Below are 14,522 nucleotides of genomic sequence, written 5' to 3'. Positions count from 1 at the left end.
CATGGCGCTGAAGGGGTGGCTCAAGGAGTCGGGAGGGGCGCGTCCGCCGGTGGCGCCGTCGCACTTCGCCGTACGGCTGGAGGCGGCGACGGCGGTGTACGGGGCGGGCGGTACGGGCGGTTCGGGGCGCGCGGGCGGCTCCGGCGGGTCGAATGGCGGGTCGGACGGCGCGGGCACCGTCACCGCGCTGCGCGAGGTGACGGCCGGGATCAACCGCGGCGCGTTCACCGCCGTCATGGGCCCCTCCGGCTCCGGCAAGAGCACGTTCCTGCACCTGGCGGCCGGCCTGGAACGGCCCGCGTCAGGCCGGGTGCTGCTCGGCGACACCGACCTCTCCACGCTGAAGGAGACCGCGCTGACCGAGCTGCGGCGCGACCGGATCGGCTTCGTCTTCCAGGCGTACAACCTGATCCCCGCCCTCGGCGTCACCGACAACATCACCCTGCCGCTGCGCTTCGCGGGACGCAGGACCGACCCCGCCTGGCTGGCCGAGATCGTCTCCGCGGTCGGGCTCGACGGCCTGCTGGACCGGCGGCCGAACGAACTCTCCGGCGGACAGCAGCAGCGCGTGGCCATCGCCCGCGCGCTGGTGACCCGCCCCGACGTCGTCTTCGCCGACGAGCCGACCGGCGCGCTCGACACCAACACCGGCGCGCAGGTGCTGCGGCTGCTGCGCGGGCTGGTCGACACGCTCGGCCAGACGGTGGTGATGGTCACCCACGACCCGGTCGCCGCCTCGTACGCGCACCATGTCGTCTTCCTCGCTGACGGCCGGATCGTCGGCGAACTCGACGCGCCCACAGCGGAGTCGGTGGCGGCGCGGATGACCCACCTGGGGGAGCGGTGAAGAACGTCAGGAGTTCCACGCTCTCCTTCGCCTGGCGGTCGATCCGCGCCCGCCGCACCGAGTTCGTCGCGTCGTTCCTCGCGGTGCTCGGCGGCGCGATCCTCGTCACGGCCTGCGGGGTGCTGCTCCAGTCGGGCCTGTTCGCCGGGATCGCCCCGCAGCGGTACGCGGCGGCCCCGGTCGTGGCCGGTGCCGCCCAGTCGGTCACGGCGGACGTGCCGGAAGGCCCGGACCTCGTGGAGACGCTGCCCGAGCGGGCCCTGCTGCCCGCGAAGCTGGTGGAGACGGTCGCGGCGGTTCCGGGCGTCCGCCGGGCGATCGGCGAACTCAGCTTCCCCGTCACGCTGATGACCGCAGGACAGGGCGGCGACGGTACGACGCTCGGCCACGGCTGGGGCTCGGCTGCGCTCACCCCGTACACGCTGCGCGCCGGCGCGCCCCCGCGCGGCCCCGGCGAGGTGGTGCTGGACGCGGGGACCGCCGGGCGCGCGGGCGCCGGCGTCGGGTCGACGGTACGGATCGCCACGGCGGACGGCGCCGTACCGTACCGGGTCGCCGGGGTGGCGGCGCCGCCGGGCGCCGACGCGCTGCCGCGCCAGTCGGCCCTGTTCTTCACCGACGAGCGGGCGCGTGAACTGTCGGGACACCCGCGGGAGGTCGTGGCGATCGGGGTCCTCGCGGATCCGGGCGTACGGACCGACGCGCCGGCCGGACTGGCCGGACTGTTCGACGGGGCCACCGGCGACACGCTCACGCACCGCGTCGAACAGGCCCTGGCCGCGCAGGGATACGGCGCCGAGCGGGCGGTGGTGCGGTCGGGCGTGGAGCGCGGCGAGGTCGAGTTCCTGGGGGCCGCGCAGTCGCGCTCCGTACTGACCCTGGTGTCGGGATCGTTCGGCGGCTTCGTCCTGATGATCGTCCTTCTCGTCGTGGCGGGCACGCTCTCGCTGGTGGTGCACCAGCGGCGGCGCGAGGTCGCCCTGCTGCGCGCGGTGGCGGCCACCCCGCGGCAGATCCACCGGATGCTCGCGACCGAGGTGCTGCTGGTGTCGGGCGCGGCGGCGCTGCTCGGTATCGCGCCGGGGTATCTCGCCGCGCAGGCGCTGCGCGACGGGTTCGCCCGGATCGGCGTGATCGAGGAGGGCTTCGCCCTCTCGATCGGCCCGGTGCCCGCGGCGGCCGCCGTACTGCTGTGCCTGGGTACGGCGCGGCTCGCGGTGTGGGCGGCGGCCCGTAAGCAGGTACGGATCGGTCCGGTGGCGGCGCTGCGGGAGTCCGTGGTGGAGCGCCCGGACATCGGGCGCGGCCGGATCATCGGCGGGTACGTCGTGCTGGGGATGGCGGTCGTGTCGCTGGGCGCGGTGGTGGCCGTACCGCAGAAGCTGGCCGGCGTGCCCGCGGTGCTCTGCTCGATGCTCGCCCTGACCGGTATCGCGCTGCTCGGCCCGCGTCTGACGGCCGCGCTCGCCCGGATCGCCGGCACGGGGCTGCTGCGGCGCTTCGGCGTGGCCGGCTACCTCGCGGCGGCCAACAGCGCGGCGGGCTCGCGGCGGCTGGCGGCGGCGGTGACGCCGCTGGCGCTGACGATCGGCTTCGCGAGCAGCCAGTTCTACAGCCAGACCACGCTGTCGGAGGCGACGCAGTACCAGGCGCGGGCGGCGACGGTCGCGCCGTACGTGGTGACGGGCGCGGGCGGCGTCGCCCCGGACGTCGCGGCGGCGGTACGGCGGGTACCGGGCGTGACGGCGGTGACCCCGCTGGTCTCGACCGAGGTGGTGGCGGTCGAACGGACCCTGTTCGACGAGTCGTTGTCCCGCTCGACGGCGTACGGCATCGACGGCCCGGGCGTCCGGGGCACGCTGGACCTGCCGGTCGCCTCGGGGACCCTGGACGACCTGCGCGGCGACACCGTCGCGCTGAGCGACACGGAGGCGCGCTGGCTGGGCAAGGCCGTCGGCGACCGGGTGGCGCTCGTCCTCGGCGACGGCACGCGGGTGAAGCCCCGGGTGGTCGCCGTGTACCGCGCCAACCTGGGCTTCGGCGATGTCCTGCTGCCGTCCGCCACCGTCCTCCCGCACACGACGGACCGGCTCGCGGACGCGGTCCTCGTCGCCACGGCGTCCGGCACGGACGGGCCCGCGCTGACCGACGCCCTGCTCCCCCTGTCGAAGGACCGTCCGGGCCTGGCGGTGAGCGACCGTACGTCCCTCCAGGCGGCCCAGGACGCGCAGACCCGCTCCCAGGACTGGCTGAACCGCCTGCTGCTCGCGGTGATCCTCGGATACGTGGCCCTCTCGTCGGCGACGACGCTGGTCACGACCACGACGGCCCGGACCCGCGAACTCGCCCTGCTCCGCCTCTCGGGCGGCACCCGCGCCCAGATCGCCCGCATGCTGACGGCGGAGACCACGCTCCTGGCGGCGACGGCGGTCCTCCTGGGCACGGCCACGGCGGCCGTCCCCCTGGCCGCCCTCTCCCTGCGCCTCACCACGAACCCCGTCCCGGCGGGCCCGCCCTGGGTCTTCGCGGCGATCGTGACGATCACGGTCCTGACGGCGCTCCTGGCCATCCGCATCCCGGCGGGCCGCGTCCTGCGGGCCCACCCCCTGGAGGCGATGCGCACCCCGAGCTGACGGCTGTGGGTGACGGCTGGGGGTGGCGGCGTCCGTACGGGCCAAAAGTTGGCGTGTTCACGGCGATATGGGCGGGGTGCCAGCGCCCATACTGCTGTCCGGCACATGACAGCGGCGCGGCGCGCCCAGCCGTCGCGCCCACGAATTCCGAGGAGACTCGTATGAGGCTATTACGGATGACCGGACGTCTGAGATCGCTGGCCCACGCCCTGGTCGCAGGCGCGTTCATCGTCGCCGGCCTGTCCGGTACGGCGGCGTACGCGACGGAAGCGGCCCCGCTCAGCGCCGCCGCCCCGCAGCTCGGCATCCAGTTCAACGCCGACGGCGACGCGGGCCAGTGCGGCGGGAGGACCGGGGAGCAGTGGGCCGCCTCGCCGGAGTGGACGCAGGCCATCCGCTTCGACACCGACAGCCGTGCCGGCGGCTGCCAGTTGGCGTTCGGCGTCTACGACCCGGACAGCACCCTCGCGGGCGCCTCCATCAGCTACGCACTCCAGCCCAGCACCGGCGGTGACGCCGGTCAGTGCGGGAACTACCAGAGCGCCTACCCGATGCCGATCCTGCCGATCCCGGTGTTCGGACAGGCCGTCAGGCTCGACACCGACGGCCGGCCGGGCTGGTGCAACCTCACCTTCACCGTGACGGGCAACATCGTCCTCGACGTCCAGTTCTACGCCGACGGCGACGCGGGCCAGTGCCCGAACGCCCTGCCGGCGGGCCAGTACCGCTCGGCCTTCGTCGGCACCCCGGTCACGGTGGCGATCGACGCCGACGGCCGCTCCGGCGGCTGCCAGTTCCTGCTGCGGCTGCGGCACTTCTAGGGCCCCGGAGGGGCGCCGCACAGCGGAGGCGGCGCGGAACCGGGTGTACGGAGATTCGGGGGGACGTGAACACGGCCTTCGCCTGATCCTGTGCTCCGACCCAAGAGGCACTTGACCAGTACGAAGGCCGTGGCGGGTCATCCCCCGGCGGCGCCGTCCCATCCGGTGGTGGTCAACCAGTCGCCGAAGGTGGCGAGTTCGGGGTGTAGAGCGCGCACCACCCGGGACCCCATGGCCCCGGTGCCTCCCACCACGAGTGCGGTCGTCGACGTCATCGCGCCACCTCCAGTACGAGCTTGCCCGCGGGTGCGGTTGGTCTCGCCCAGCCGGTGCGCCTCGGCGGCCTCCTCCAGTGCGAACGTACATTCGACTTCGACGCGGACCGCGCCGGAGTCGACCAGACCGGCGAGGGCCGTCAGAGCCGCGGCGTCCGGTTCGACCAGCAGCGGGCTGGTACGTACACCCGCCTGCCCGGCCGCGGCGGCCAGGCCGTCCGAGACACCGCCGGGGACGGAGATGACCGGACGCGGCCCGGGTCTTCAACGAGGCCCTCGACCCGGCCGGGGAACGGCTCCACTCCGTGACGACCTGCTCGCCCGGCGGCCGCCCGGTCCGTACGAACGACGGCTTCCGGATCGTCGTCGACCACGACGAATCGCTCCTGGAGCGCGCGGACACCGTGGTGATCGCCACCCAGGAGCCCGACGAACATCTGCTCACCACCGGCGAACTGCCCGCCGAAGTCGCCGCGGCCTTCGCCCGGTTCGGGCCCGAGACCCGCATCGTCAGCCTGTGCACCTCGGCGTTCCTGCTGGCGGCGGCCGGCCTGCTGGACGGGCTGCGGGCCACCACCCATTGGGCGCTGTGCGGCCGGTTCGCCCAGTTGTTCCCCGAGGTCGAGGTCGATCAGGACGTGCTGTTCGTCGACAACGGACGCATCCTGACGGCCGCCGGCGCGGCGGCCGGTATCGACCTGTTCCTCCATCTGGTCCGCAGGGACCACGGCGCGACCGTGGCCGGCTCAGCCCACTGGCCTACCGCCGCGCCCACTGCGCCCCCGAACCGGCGGGGAACGCGTGGGGCGAACCGTCACTCTGACCGTTCGCCCGTGCCCGTGTCCGTGCCCGTGTCCGTGCTGGGGCTGGGGCCGGGTCCGGCCTGCCGCAGGCAGCGTTCCAGGCGTCGCAGGAACCCGTCGAACGACTCTTCCACAGGCCAGGTCTCGTAAGCGGTGAGCGTGGCGGCCACCGCGAGGTTCAGCCGGAGGACGGGGGTCAGTTCGTCGGCGCCGGTGGTGCGGGAGTCCACCCAGCGCCTCAGGTCGCTGAAGAACTGCTCGCCGAAGCGCTGGGCCGACTGCGCGAAGGCGGGTGACTGCGCCTTGAGGTGGCGCTGCACCGGCATGCGGTCGCGCAGGCTCTCGCAGAACCCCGTCAGGATCGCGGTGAGCGAGTCCCAGAGCGGTTCGTCCGCGGGACGCCCGTCCATCAGGGTCTGCCAGTTGAGCCGCTCCTCGGGATCCTGGTCCAGGACCGCGGCGTCCTTGCCGGCGAAGTAGTTGAAGAAGGTGGCGCGCGAGACGTTCGCCGCCTCCGCGATCTGCTCGACCGTCGTGGCCTCGTACCCCTGCTCGTCGAAGAGCCGCAGCGCGGCGCTCTGGATGGCGCGCCAGGTGGCCAGTTTTTTGCGCTCGCGCAAGTTCATGTGGTTCCTCCCATGTGTCCATCCTACGTGCGATTTCTGGACGGATGCATTTCTGGATGAGGCTATTTTTGTACGGGTCTAACTTTCTGGGGTACGGTGAAGCTGTCGCCCGGGGCAGCCCCGGGCGACCGTCCAGGGCCATCCCCCAAGGAGGAGTCATGAGCAAGGTCTGGTTCATCACCGGTACGTCCCGCGGCATCGGCCGTGCCTTCGCCGAGTCCGCGCTGGAGCGCGGGGACAAGGTCGCCGCGACCGCGAGGAACGCGGCGACGCTGGCGGACCTGGTCACCGAGTACGGCGACGACGCGGTGCTGCCCCTGGCACTCGACGTCACCGACAAGGCCGCCGTCGCCGCCACGGTGGCCGCGGCGCACGAGAAGTTCGGCCGCCTCGATGTCGTGGTCAACAACGCCGGCTACGGACTGTTCGGCATGGTCGAAGAGGTCACCGAGCAGCAGGTGCGCGACCAGATGGAGACGAACTTCTTCGGCGCGTTCTGGGTGACCCAGGCGGTGCTGCCGATCCTGCGCGCGCAGGGCAGCGGCCACATCGTGCAGATCTCGTCCGTCGGCGGCATCGCCGCCTTCCCGTCGCTCGGCGCGTACCAGGCGTCCAAGTGGGCGCTGGAGGGCTTCAGCGACTCCCTCTCCCAGGAGGTCGCCGGCGCGGGGATCAAGGTCACCATCGTCGAGCCGGGCGGCTTCAGCACCGACTGGGCCGGTTCCTCGGCCACGCACGCCGAGCTGAACCCCGCCTACGACGCGGTCCGCGAGGCCATGGCGGCCCGCATGAGCGAGGCCCGCCACAGCGAAAAGGCCAACGCCGGCGCCGCCCTGCTGCGGATCGTCGACGCGGAGAACCCGCCGCTGCGCGTGCTGTTCGGGACCGAGCCCATCGAGATCATCGAGCCGCTCTACGCCGAGCGGCTCAAGACCTGGGCCGACTGGGAGCACGTCTCCCGGCTCGCGCAGGGCTGACCGGCCCGTCAGCCCCGACGGCGCACCTCACCACCGTCGAATTCATCCGACAGTGACCACGCATGACCCGCGCATGACGTGGTCCTCGGCACCGCACAGATCACCGCACCCATCACCGCACCCATCAGGAGACACAGCTCATGTCCGCACCTAGCACTCCCCACACCTTCAGTGCGACCACCACTGCCGCCGAAGTCATCGACGGCGTCGACCTGCACGGCCGGCGCGCCGTGGTCACCGGAGCCAGTTCCGGGATCGGCGTGGAGACCGTCCGCGCACTCGCCGCCGCGGGCGCCGATGTCACCCTGGCCGTCCGGAACACCGACGCGGGCGCGCGGGTGGCGGCCCGCCTGGAGGCGGAACTTCCCTCCGGCTCGGGAAAGTTGTCGGTCGGCCGGCTCGATCTGTCCGACCGGTCGACGGTGGCCGCGTTCGTGGCGGCCTGGGACGGCCCTCTGGACATCCTCGTCAACAACGCCGGAGTGATGGCGCCACGCCAGATCGCCCGCACCACTGACGGCCGGGAATGGCAGTTCAGCGTCAACCACCTGGGCCACTTCGCCCTCACCACCGGCCTCCACCCGGCGCTCGCGGCGGCGGACGGCGCCCGGGTCGTCGCGGTCAGCTCCATCGGGCACCTCTTCTCCCCGGTCGTCTTCGACGACCTCGACTACCGCTACCGCCCCTACGACCCGTGGACCTCCTACGGCCAGTCCAAGACGGCTGTCATCCACTTCGCCGTGGCCGCCGCCGAACGCTGGGCCGACGACGGGATCGCCGTCAACGCCCTGATGCCGGGCAACATCAGCGACACCCTCCTGTCCCGCAACGCCGACATGGAGGCGGTGGCCGGGATGCTGGCCGCCGGCGAACTCGCCCTGCCGCCGGGCAAGACCGTCCAGCAGGGTGCCGCGACCTCCGTCCTGATGGCCGCCTCCCCGTCCGTGGCCGGCGTCACCGGCCGCTACTACGAGGACTGCGCCGAGGCCGAACCCGTCACCGAGCGCGCCGGAGCCGCCATCGGTGTCGCCCCCTACGCCCTCGACCGCGACAACGCCGCACGTCTCTGGGCCGTATCCGCGTCCCTGACCCGGTGAGACTCCCGGACGGCAGGATCATCCGCGTCAGTGAGTCAGCCGGACCAGAGCCGTGTCGCGGTCCGGATGAGGTCGGCGACGGCTCTGGACCGGCTGTGCGGTGGCCAGGCGATCAGGGTGGTGACCGTTGGCGCGTCCAGTACGGGCACGGCGGCGAGGTCATCGTGCAGTTGGGTTCGGCACGACTCCGGTGAGACCGCGCACGCCCGGCCGAGCGCGACGAGCTGCAACAACTGCGCGTGGTCGCGGACCTGAGGGCCGGGGCCGGGCGCGTAGGTGCCGTCGGGGTCGGGCCAGCGTGGCAGGGGCAGGCCCGGCAACCCCGTGATGTCGGCCATGTGCACATGGTCCCGGGCGGTGAGCGGATGCCCGGCCGGCAGGACCACGACCTGGCGCTCCGTCCTCAGCTCCTCGGTGTGGAACCCGGCCGTCGAGTCGAACGGCCGGTGCAGCAGCGCCACATCGGCCCGGCCCTCGCGCAGGAGTCCCCCCTGCTCGGCCGGGCCGCACAGGATGACGTCGACGGGGACCGCGCCCGGTTCGGCGGCGTACACGTCGAGCAGCTCCGCCAGCAGTTCGCTGGAGGCGCTGGCTTTCGTGACCAGGACCAGGCCGGGACTGCCGGTCGGCGAAAGGGCGGCGCGGCGGGTCCGGCGCTCGGCGGCTTCGACCGCCTCCAGGGCCGCCCGGCCCTCGACCAGCAGGACCGAGCCGGCCTCGGTCAGCGTGACGGTGCGGCTGGTCCGATGCAGCAGCGCTGCCCCGAGGCGGCGTTCGAGCTGCCGGATCGCCCGTGACAGCGGCGGTTGCGCGATCCCGAGGCGCTGCGCGGCGCGCCCGAAGTGCAGCTCCTCGGCGACGGCGACGAAATACCGCAGCTCCCGGGTCTCCATGCTGCCACGCTACCCCGGGTCAATACCCGAACGGTATCGGTGTCCACCCGATCGGTCTTGGACCTCCGCCGGGCGCCGGGGGAAGCATGGTTCCCATGAGCGAACGAACGATTGCGCTGGTCACCGGCGCGAACAAGGGAATCGGCTACGAGATCGCGAAGGGCCTGGGCGCCCTGGGCTGGAGTGTCGGTGTCGGTGCCCGCGACGATCAGCGCCGTACCGCCGCGGTGGAACGACTGCGCGCGGCCGGCGTCGACGCGTTCGGCGTACCGCTGGACCTGACCGACGACGCGAGCGTGACCGCCGCCGCACACCTGATCGAGGAACAGGCCGGGCGCCTCGACGTCCTCGTCAACAACGCCGGCATCACCGGCGGCATGCCACAGGAACCCACCCAGGTCGACCCCGCCACCATCCGGACGGTCGTGGAGACCAACGTGATCGGCGTCATCCGCGTCACCAACGCGATGCTGCCGCTGCTCCGCCGCTCCGCCTCGCCCCGGATCGTGAACATGTCGAGCAGCGTCGGCTCCCTCACCCGGCAGTCGGGAACCGACGCCGAGCGGACGGTGGGCCCGGTGCTCGCGGCGTACTCGCCGTCGAAGACGTTCCTGAACGCCGTCACGCTCCAGTACGTCCGGGAGCTGAGCGGCACGAACATCCTGATCAACGTCTGCTGTCCCGGCTATGTCGCGACGGACCTCAACGGCTTCCAGGGGGTGCGCACCCCCGAACAGGGCGCGGCGATCGCCGTCAAACTCGCGACCCTGCCCGACGGCGGCCCGACCGGCAGGTTCTTCGAGGACGCGGGCGAAGTGCCCTGGTGACGCACACGACAACCCGCTTGCGTGACCGGTCTCACCTGGGGTTTTCCTGAGAGTGGGCTCGGTCGGCACTTCCAACCAGCCTGCTCAGCGGTTGATCCGGGCACCGAGCAACACGAAGGCGGCTCCTCCGCCCCCGCGCAGGGGGTGGAGGAGCCGCCTTCGTCCGTCACGTCGACGGAACGTCCGGTGCGGGTGCGGCGTCCGGTTCTCCGATGTGCGCGCAGCCAAGGAGACCGTGGCCTCGGTGGAGAGGGCCGGAGGTGACCCGCCCGGTGACTCAGCCCCGGTAGAAGACGAACATGCTGCCCGGGTTCTGGGGGTCGCGTTCGCAGTGGACGATCGTGACGTGGCGGCCCGCTCCCTGGTCCATCTGCCGCTGGGTCTCCTGGGTGAAGCAGTCCGTCGCGGCGTCGCCCTGCGTTTCGACGAAGGGGAGGTCGGCGGCCTGGGCGGCTCCGATGGCCAGGCCGGAGAAGGCCAGGACGCCGGCGGCGGCGACTGCTGCGCGCTGGAACTTGCGCATGTTTTCTCTCCTTTACGTGCCTACGTGCAGCGGTGTGCGCCTCTGCGGCGCACGGGCCCGCTACTCGCGGAGCGCGGCTGGATCGGACCGGCCCCGCAGTCGGCCGGAGTCGTGTCCGGCCGCGACGAAGCGCCGCGCTCCAAGATCTTTTCGGACATCTGAACCCCACCACACGCTCGGATGACGCTTCAAGGGCTCAAGATCCTTCGTTACGGGGTTATCACAAGCCGGCCGGAGCCCTTGCTTTGCCCGACCCCTCCCACTGGCACGACCCCGACCCCTACTGAGGAACTGACACGCCCCTGAGACGGCACCTCAGCGACACGACCTGAGACCACCAGAAGAACCGCAGGTCACGGCGCTGACACCGCCTTCCGACCAGCGACGTCCCTGAGAGATGGCCACTTCGGCACTGTTTCGGCAAAGGGGTGCGCGTCGTGATGGCGGACGGGATCGCCGGTTACGTGGCCGGGCTGTGGGGATGCCCTCGGAGGGACCGCAGGGGCAGATCCCTCCGTGGGAAGGCACAACGCGCCGCCCGGACGGCGCCAGTTGTGCTCCTGTCGCCTTCTCGTGCCGTGCGGCACGTGCCGCACGCAAAACACCCCCCTGGCCGCGTTTCCGCAGGTCAGGAGGGTGTGAGAGCGGTAGCGGAGGGATTTGAACCCTCGGTGAGTTTCCCCACACTCGCTTTCGAGGCGAGCTCCTTCGGCCGCTCGGACACGCTACCGAGAGAGAGCTTAGCCCACGGTGGGCCGTGCTTTGAAATCGATAGGCCGTCGGGGGTCAGCGGGATCGGAAGAAGGCGGTCAGGAGCGTGGCGCACTCCTCGGCCAGGACGTCGTGGATGACTTCCGGGCGGTGGTTCAGGCGGCGGTCGCGTACGACGTCCCAGAGGGAGCCCGTCGCGCCCGCCTTCTCGTCGAGCGCGCCGAAGACCACCCGGTCCAGCCGGGACTGGACGATGGCGCCCGCGCACATCGTGCAGGGTTCCAGCGTCACCACCAGCGTGCAGCCCGTCAGGCGCCACGCGCCGAGCTTTTCGGCGGCCCTGCGGATCGCCAGGACCTCCGCGTGGGCCGTCGGGTCGCCCGTCGCCTCGCGTTCGTTGTGGGCCGTGGCGAGCGTCGTGCCGTCCGGGGACAGCACGACGGCGCCGACCGGTACGTCACCGGACCCGCCCGCCCGTACGGCCTCGTCCAGTGCGAGGCGCATGGGCGCGAGCCACGGTGCGCGTACCGGGTCGGGCGCCGGGTCGGACTCGCCCATCTAGCGCACGGTCTCCAGTACTTCCGCCGCGCCCAGCGCCTCCGCGATCTCGGCCATCGCGTCGGTCTCCAGCGCCAGCAGATCGGCCTCGGAGAGGCCCAGGTCGGTCAGGATCTCGCGGTCGCCGACGGCGCCCGTGGGCACGGTGTCGGCGGCCGTGGCGGGGGGGTCGGTGTCGGTGTCGGTATCGGTTCCTTCGTACTCGTCGTCCGGTTCGCCGTCCTCCGTACCGTCGAGGTCCAGCGCGTCGAGGTCGTCGGCCGGGTCGTCGTCGTCCCTGCCGAGCAGTTCATCAATGAGGATCTCCCCGTACGAGGAGCGTGCGGCCGCGGCCGCGTCGGAGACGTAGATACGAGGATCTTCCTCGCCCTCCACGCGGAGGATGCCGAACCAGGCGTCCTCCTGCTCGATGAAGACGAGCACTGTGTCCTCGTCCACCGAGGCTTCGCGGGCCAGGTCGGTGAGATCCGACAAGGTCTCCACATCGTCGAGCTCTGTATCGCTCGCTTCCCACCCGTCTTCGGTGCGCGCGAGCAGTGCGGCGAAGTACACCGTGACTCTCCCACTGGTCAGAGGTGTGACGGTCCGGCGGTGCGCTGCTCGGCGCCGCCTACTCGGAATCGTGGCAGAAACCGGCGCTTCGCGAGAGGTCTTCCGCCGTTGCGTCGTGGCGCCATTTTATTGGCCCCCTGTTCGGACCCGGTCGCAGGATGGCTTCCTCCGGGTCCGGGGGCGGGCAGGAGGCCGCCGGGATCCGGTCTCGTGGCCGGGCGTGGCTCCGCGTGGCTACCAGCGGAACGTACGCATCCGCATCTGCTGGCGCATCCGTGCCGCGCGCGCCTGCCGGGGCTTCACGCGCTCGCGGAGCGCCTTGGCCTCGTTCAGCTCCCGCAGGAACTGCGCACGGCGCCGGCGGCGGGCCGCCTCGGGCTCGCTCTCGCCGTCAGCGTTGCCGTCGCCCGTGGGCTCCGGACCCGAGGGCTCCGGACCCGAGGGTGACTGGGGACTCATCGACGCCTCACCACCTCAAGGCTGTGTCCTGGGCCCTTCTACCTTCCCTCGCCCACGGGGGTTGATGCCAGCCGGTTCCCGCCCGTTCCCGGCATTCCGTACGTTCCTGGCAGCGCGTAATGCCTTGGCCCCCGGTTACTGTGGACGCCATGCGGATTCACGTCGTCGACCACCCGCTGGTCGCGCACAAACTCACCACCCTGCGCGACCGGCGCACCGACTCCCCGACCTTCCGGCGGCTCGCCGACGAACTGGTCACCCTGCTGGCGTACGAGGCCACCCGGGACGTACGGACCGAACAGGTCGACATCGAGACCCCGGTGACGGGGACGACGGGGGTGAAGCTCTCGTACCCGCGTCCGCTGGTCGTCCCGATCCTCCGGGCCGGTCTCGGCATGCTGGACGGCATGGTGCGGCTGCTCCCGACCGCCGAGGTGGGCTTCCTCGGCATGATCCGCAACGAGCAGACGCTCCAGGCGTCCACGTACGCGACCCGGATGCCCGAGGACCTCTCCGGCCGCCAGGTGTACGTACTGGACCCGATGCTCGCGACCGGCGGCACGCTCGTCGCGGCGATCCGGGAGCTGATCAAGCGCGGCGCCGACGACGTGACGGCCGTGGTGCTGCTCGCGGCGCCCGAGGGCGTCGAGGTGATGGAGCGCGAGCTGGCGGGCACGCCGGTGACGGTCGTGACGGCGGCGGTCGACGAGCGGCTCAACGAGAACGGCTACATCGTTCCCGGGCTGGGCGACGCGGGCGACCGGATGTACGGCACGGTCGACTAGGGCCCGGTCCGGTAGGGCTTGGTGCGAAGGGGCGTTCCCTCCCCGCGGGGAGGGAACGCCCCTTCGGCCGGTTCAGCAGGACGGCGTCACCGGGGCGCTCAGCGTGGCCAGTGCCTGGTCCGCGTCCTTCTGGACGTTCAGTGTCTTGAAGGCCGAGCCGATGATCAGGTCGACGTCCTTCGTCGTACGGGTGTCGGCCTTCGGCGTGGCGCCCTTGAGCTGGGTCCCGAGGACGGTGAGGGCGCTGTCCGAGACGGTCGTCGCCCCGAGGAGCATCCCGGTGCCCGGGACCTTCTTGTCGTACGTCTCGGGGGCGTTGCCCACCTTGCCGATGACGAAGCCGCGTTTCCTCAGCTCGTCGGCGGTGGTCTTGGCGAGCCCGCCCCGCGAGGTCGCGTTGTAGACGTTGACCGTGATCTGCTCCGGCTTGGGGAGCGCCTTCGCGGGCGTCGTGGGGGAGGGGGACGGCTTGCAGTCGGGCGTGGTCCGGCCGCTGGCGGTCGTGGTCTTCGTGCTGTCGCCGGAGAAGACGTCGATGAGCTGGAGCGTTCCCCAGCCGGCCAGGCCGAGGGCGACGACGGCGGCGACGGCCGCGAGCACGATCCTGCGGCGGTGACGGGGGCGGCGCATACGCGGGTACTTGGACCCCGTGATGCGGTACTTTCCGCCCATGCCGGGGGGAGTGAGCATGCTCATGGGCGCAGCGTAGTGCGCGCCGTGTGTGTTTCCTACTAAATGATCAACCGTTTGGGCGATCGGGGGTGGTTAAAGAGCCCGAAAGGCTCAGTGAGAGCCACTCCGGGTTGCGGAACCCGGCCCCGTCAGCCCATGTCCAGCTCCAGCACGCGCGCGTGCAGCACCTGACGCTGCTGGAGCGCGGCGCGTACGGCGCGGTGCAGCCCGTCCTCCAGGTAGAGGTCGCCCTGCCACTTCACGACGTGTGCGAACAGGTCCCCGTAGAAGGTGGAGTCCTCGGCGAGCAGCGTCTCCAGGTCGAGCTGACCCTTCGTCGTGACGAGCTGATCGAGGCGGACCGGGCGCGGCGCGACATCCGCCCACTGCCGGGTGCTTTCCCGGCCGTGGTCGGGATACGGCCTCCCGTTACCGATGCGCTTGAAGATCACACGGAAAGCCT

The 14,522-nt window shown here is 71.8% G+C and carries 16 protein-coding genes, 1 tRNA gene and 2 pseudogenes; 8 read left to right on the top strand and 11 right to left on the bottom strand.

The window, feature by feature from the left end; translation table 11 throughout:
• The first annotated feature begins 1 nt into the window (after window position 1).
• The 3 genes from ACIO3P_RS11330 to ACIO3P_RS11320 all read left to right on the top strand — a co-directional run bounded on the left by ACIO3P_RS11330 (window position 2) and on the right by ACIO3P_RS11320 (window position 4,301).
• Window positions 2-847: an ABC transporter ATP-binding protein gene (locus ACIO3P_RS11330; RefSeq protein ID WP_401848983.1), complete on the top strand. Its 846-nt coding sequence runs from the start codon at window positions 2-4 to the stop codon at window positions 845-847.
• Window positions 844-3,480, top strand: a complete 2,637-nt coding sequence (locus ACIO3P_RS11325) for an FtsX-like permease family protein (RefSeq protein WP_401848981.1) — start codon at window positions 844-846, stop codon at window positions 3,478-3,480. Before ACIO3P_RS11330 ends, ACIO3P_RS11325 begins: the two co-directional genes overlap by 4 nt.
• A 176-nt stretch (window positions 3,481-3,656) precedes the next feature.
• Complete coding sequence (locus tag ACIO3P_RS11320; protein WP_401848980.1) at window positions 3,657-4,301, top strand: hypothetical protein; 645 nt, start codon at window positions 3,657-3,659, stop codon at window positions 4,299-4,301.
• 137 nt (window positions 4,302-4,438) lie between these two features.
• Here the strand turns inward: ACIO3P_RS11320 and ACIO3P_RS11315 are convergent, their stop codons facing one another.
• Together ACIO3P_RS11315 and ACIO3P_RS11310 are read right to left on the bottom strand one after the other, a co-directional pair.
• Window positions 4,439-4,576 carry a hypothetical protein gene (locus tag ACIO3P_RS11315; protein WP_329828331.1) on the bottom strand — a complete coding sequence of 46 codons (138 nt, stop codon included), beginning with the start codon at window positions 4,574-4,576 and terminating at the stop codon, window positions 4,439-4,441.
• 84 nt (window positions 4,577-4,660) lie between these two features.
• A pseudogene (locus ACIO3P_RS11310) lies at window positions 4,661-4,744 on the bottom strand (hypothetical protein); the annotation flags it as partial.
• A 137-nt stretch (window positions 4,745-4,881) separates the two neighbouring features.
• Between ACIO3P_RS11310 and ACIO3P_RS11305 the strand changes: the two are divergent.
• Window positions 4,882-5,283 (top strand): annotated as a pseudogene (locus ACIO3P_RS11305) (DJ-1/PfpI family protein); the annotation flags it as partial.
• Between the two features lie 107 nt (window positions 5,284-5,390).
• On the opposite strand, the gene ACIO3P_RS11300 reads toward ACIO3P_RS11305, so the two are convergent.
• Complete coding sequence (locus ACIO3P_RS11300) at window positions 5,391-6,005, bottom strand: helix-turn-helix domain-containing protein (RefSeq protein WP_329828332.1); 615 nt, start codon at window positions 6,003-6,005, stop codon at window positions 5,391-5,393.
• A gap of 158 nt (window positions 6,006-6,163) precedes the next feature.
• Between ACIO3P_RS11300 and ACIO3P_RS11295 the strand changes: the two genes are divergently transcribed.
• Together ACIO3P_RS11295 and ACIO3P_RS11290 are read left to right on the top strand one after the other, a co-directional pair.
• Complete coding sequence (locus ACIO3P_RS11295) at window positions 6,164-6,982, top strand: SDR family oxidoreductase (protein ID WP_401848978.1); 819 nt, start codon at window positions 6,164-6,166, stop codon at window positions 6,980-6,982.
• A 140-nt stretch (window positions 6,983-7,122) separates the two neighbouring features.
• A complete protein-coding gene (locus ACIO3P_RS11290; RefSeq protein ID WP_401848977.1) occupies window positions 7,123-8,079 on the top strand; it encodes an SDR family NAD(P)-dependent oxidoreductase in 957 nt (318 codons plus the stop codon).
• Between the two features lie 35 nt (window positions 8,080-8,114).
• Here the strand turns inward: ACIO3P_RS11290 and ACIO3P_RS11285 are convergent, their stop codons facing one another.
• Window positions 8,115-8,972, bottom strand: a complete 858-nt coding sequence (locus tag ACIO3P_RS11285) for a LysR family transcriptional regulator (protein WP_329828336.1) — start codon at window positions 8,970-8,972, stop codon at window positions 8,115-8,117.
• Between the two features lie 95 nt (window positions 8,973-9,067).
• Between ACIO3P_RS11285 and ACIO3P_RS11280 the strand changes: the two genes are divergently transcribed.
• Complete coding sequence (locus ACIO3P_RS11280; protein WP_401848976.1) at window positions 9,068-9,799, top strand: SDR family oxidoreductase; 732 nt, start codon at window positions 9,068-9,070, stop codon at window positions 9,797-9,799.
• A gap of 277 nt (window positions 9,800-10,076) precedes the next feature.
• Here the strand turns inward: ACIO3P_RS11280 and ACIO3P_RS11275 are convergent, their stop codons facing one another.
• The 5 genes from ACIO3P_RS11275 to ACIO3P_RS11255 all read right to left on the bottom strand — a co-directional run bounded on the left by ACIO3P_RS11275 (window position 10,077) and on the right by ACIO3P_RS11255 (window position 12,602).
• Window positions 10,077-10,322: a hypothetical protein gene (locus tag ACIO3P_RS11275; RefSeq protein WP_329827472.1), complete on the bottom strand. Its 246-nt coding sequence runs from the start codon at window positions 10,320-10,322 to the stop codon at window positions 10,077-10,079.
• A gap of 645 nt (window positions 10,323-10,967) precedes the next feature.
• Window positions 10,968-11,052, bottom strand: a tRNA-Ser gene (locus ACIO3P_RS11270).
• Between the two features lie 56 nt (window positions 11,053-11,108).
• Window positions 11,109-11,591 (bottom strand): tRNA adenosine(34) deaminase TadA, encoded by a 483-nt coding sequence (gene tadA, locus ACIO3P_RS11265; RefSeq protein ID WP_329827473.1) that lies wholly within the window; start codon window positions 11,589-11,591, stop codon window positions 11,109-11,111.
• Window positions 11,592-12,143 carry a hypothetical protein gene (locus ACIO3P_RS11260; RefSeq protein ID WP_329827474.1) on the bottom strand — a complete coding sequence of 184 codons (552 nt, stop codon included), beginning with the start codon at window positions 12,141-12,143 and terminating at the stop codon, window positions 11,592-11,594.
• Between the two features lie 234 nt (window positions 12,144-12,377).
• Window positions 12,378-12,602 carry a hypothetical protein gene (locus ACIO3P_RS11255; RefSeq protein ID WP_329827475.1) on the bottom strand — a complete coding sequence of 75 codons (225 nt, stop codon included), beginning with the start codon at window positions 12,600-12,602 and terminating at the stop codon, window positions 12,378-12,380.
• A gap of 149 nt (window positions 12,603-12,751) precedes the next feature.
• On the opposite strand from ACIO3P_RS11255, the gene upp reads away from it, so the two are divergent.
• The gene (gene upp, locus ACIO3P_RS11250) at window positions 12,752-13,387 is read left to right on the top strand and encodes a uracil phosphoribosyltransferase (RefSeq protein WP_329827476.1); all 636 of its coding nucleotides are present in this window, start codon (window positions 12,752-12,754) and stop codon (window positions 13,385-13,387) included.
• A 72-nt stretch (window positions 13,388-13,459) separates the two neighbouring features.
• On the opposite strand, the gene ACIO3P_RS11245 is transcribed toward upp, so the two are convergent.
• Window positions 13,460-14,083 carry a LytR C-terminal domain-containing protein gene (locus ACIO3P_RS11245; protein ID WP_401793820.1) on the bottom strand — a complete coding sequence of 208 codons (624 nt, stop codon included), beginning with the start codon at window positions 14,081-14,083 and terminating at the stop codon, window positions 13,460-13,462.
• Window positions 14,084-14,208: 125 nt separating this feature from the next.
• The gene (locus tag ACIO3P_RS11240; RefSeq protein ID WP_329827479.1) at window positions 14,209-14,511 is read right to left on the bottom strand and encodes a type II toxin-antitoxin system VapB family antitoxin; all 303 of its coding nucleotides are present in this window, start codon (window positions 14,509-14,511) and stop codon (window positions 14,209-14,211) included.
• Window positions 14,512-14,522 lie beyond the last annotated feature (11 nt).

It is taken from the genome of Streptomyces sp. NPDC087310 (assembly GCF_044744405.1).
In the GTDB taxonomy this organism is placed as follows: Bacteria; Actinomycetota; Actinomycetes; order Streptomycetales; family Streptomycetaceae; genus Streptomyces.
The sequence above is the reverse complement of the archived record's forward strand: the minus strand, read 5'-3'. Positions and strand labels throughout refer to the sequence as shown.

Bases quoted from the DNA above. Each gene is read 5' to 3' on its own strand.
- ACIO3P_RS11330 (WP_401848983.1), top strand. From the start codon at position 2: ATGGCGCTGAAGGGGTGGCTCAAGGAGTCGGGAGGGGCGCGTCCGCCG.
- ACIO3P_RS11320 (WP_401848980.1), top strand. From the start codon at position 3,657: ATGACCGGACGTCTGAGATCGCTGGCCCACGCCCTGGTCGCAGGCGCG.
- ACIO3P_RS11315 (WP_329828331.1), bottom strand. From the start codon at position 4,576: ATGACGTCGACGACCGCACTCGTGGTGGGAGGCACCGGGGCCATGGGG.
- ACIO3P_RS11300 (WP_329828332.1), bottom strand. From the start codon at position 6,005: ATGAACTTGCGCGAGCGCAAAAAACTGGCCACCTGGCGCGCCATCCAG.
- ACIO3P_RS11295 (WP_401848978.1), top strand. From the start codon at position 6,164: ATGAGCAAGGTCTGGTTCATCACCGGTACGTCCCGCGGCATCGGCCGT.
- ACIO3P_RS11290 (WP_401848977.1), top strand. From the start codon at position 7,123: ATGTCCGCACCTAGCACTCCCCACACCTTCAGTGCGACCACCACTGCC.
- ACIO3P_RS11285 (WP_329828336.1), bottom strand. From the start codon at position 8,972: ATGGAGACCCGGGAGCTGCGGTATTTCGTCGCCGTCGCCGAGGAGCTG.
- ACIO3P_RS11280 (WP_401848976.1), top strand. From the start codon at position 9,068: ATGAGCGAACGAACGATTGCGCTGGTCACCGGCGCGAACAAGGGAATC.
- ACIO3P_RS11275 (WP_329827472.1), bottom strand. From the start codon at position 10,322: ATGCGCAAGTTCCAGCGCGCAGCAGTCGCCGCCGCCGGCGTCCTGGCC.
- tadA (WP_329827473.1), bottom strand. From the start codon at position 11,591: ATGGGCGAGTCCGACCCGGCGCCCGACCCGGTACGCGCACCGTGGCTC.
- ACIO3P_RS11255 (WP_329827475.1), bottom strand. From the start codon at position 12,602: ATGAGTCCCCAGTCACCCTCGGGTCCGGAGCCCTCGGGTCCGGAGCCC.
- upp (WP_329827476.1), top strand. From the start codon at position 12,752: ATGCGGATTCACGTCGTCGACCACCCGCTGGTCGCGCACAAACTCACC.
- ACIO3P_RS11245 (WP_401793820.1), bottom strand. From the start codon at position 14,083: ATGAGCATGCTCACTCCCCCCGGCATGGGCGGAAAGTACCGCATCACG.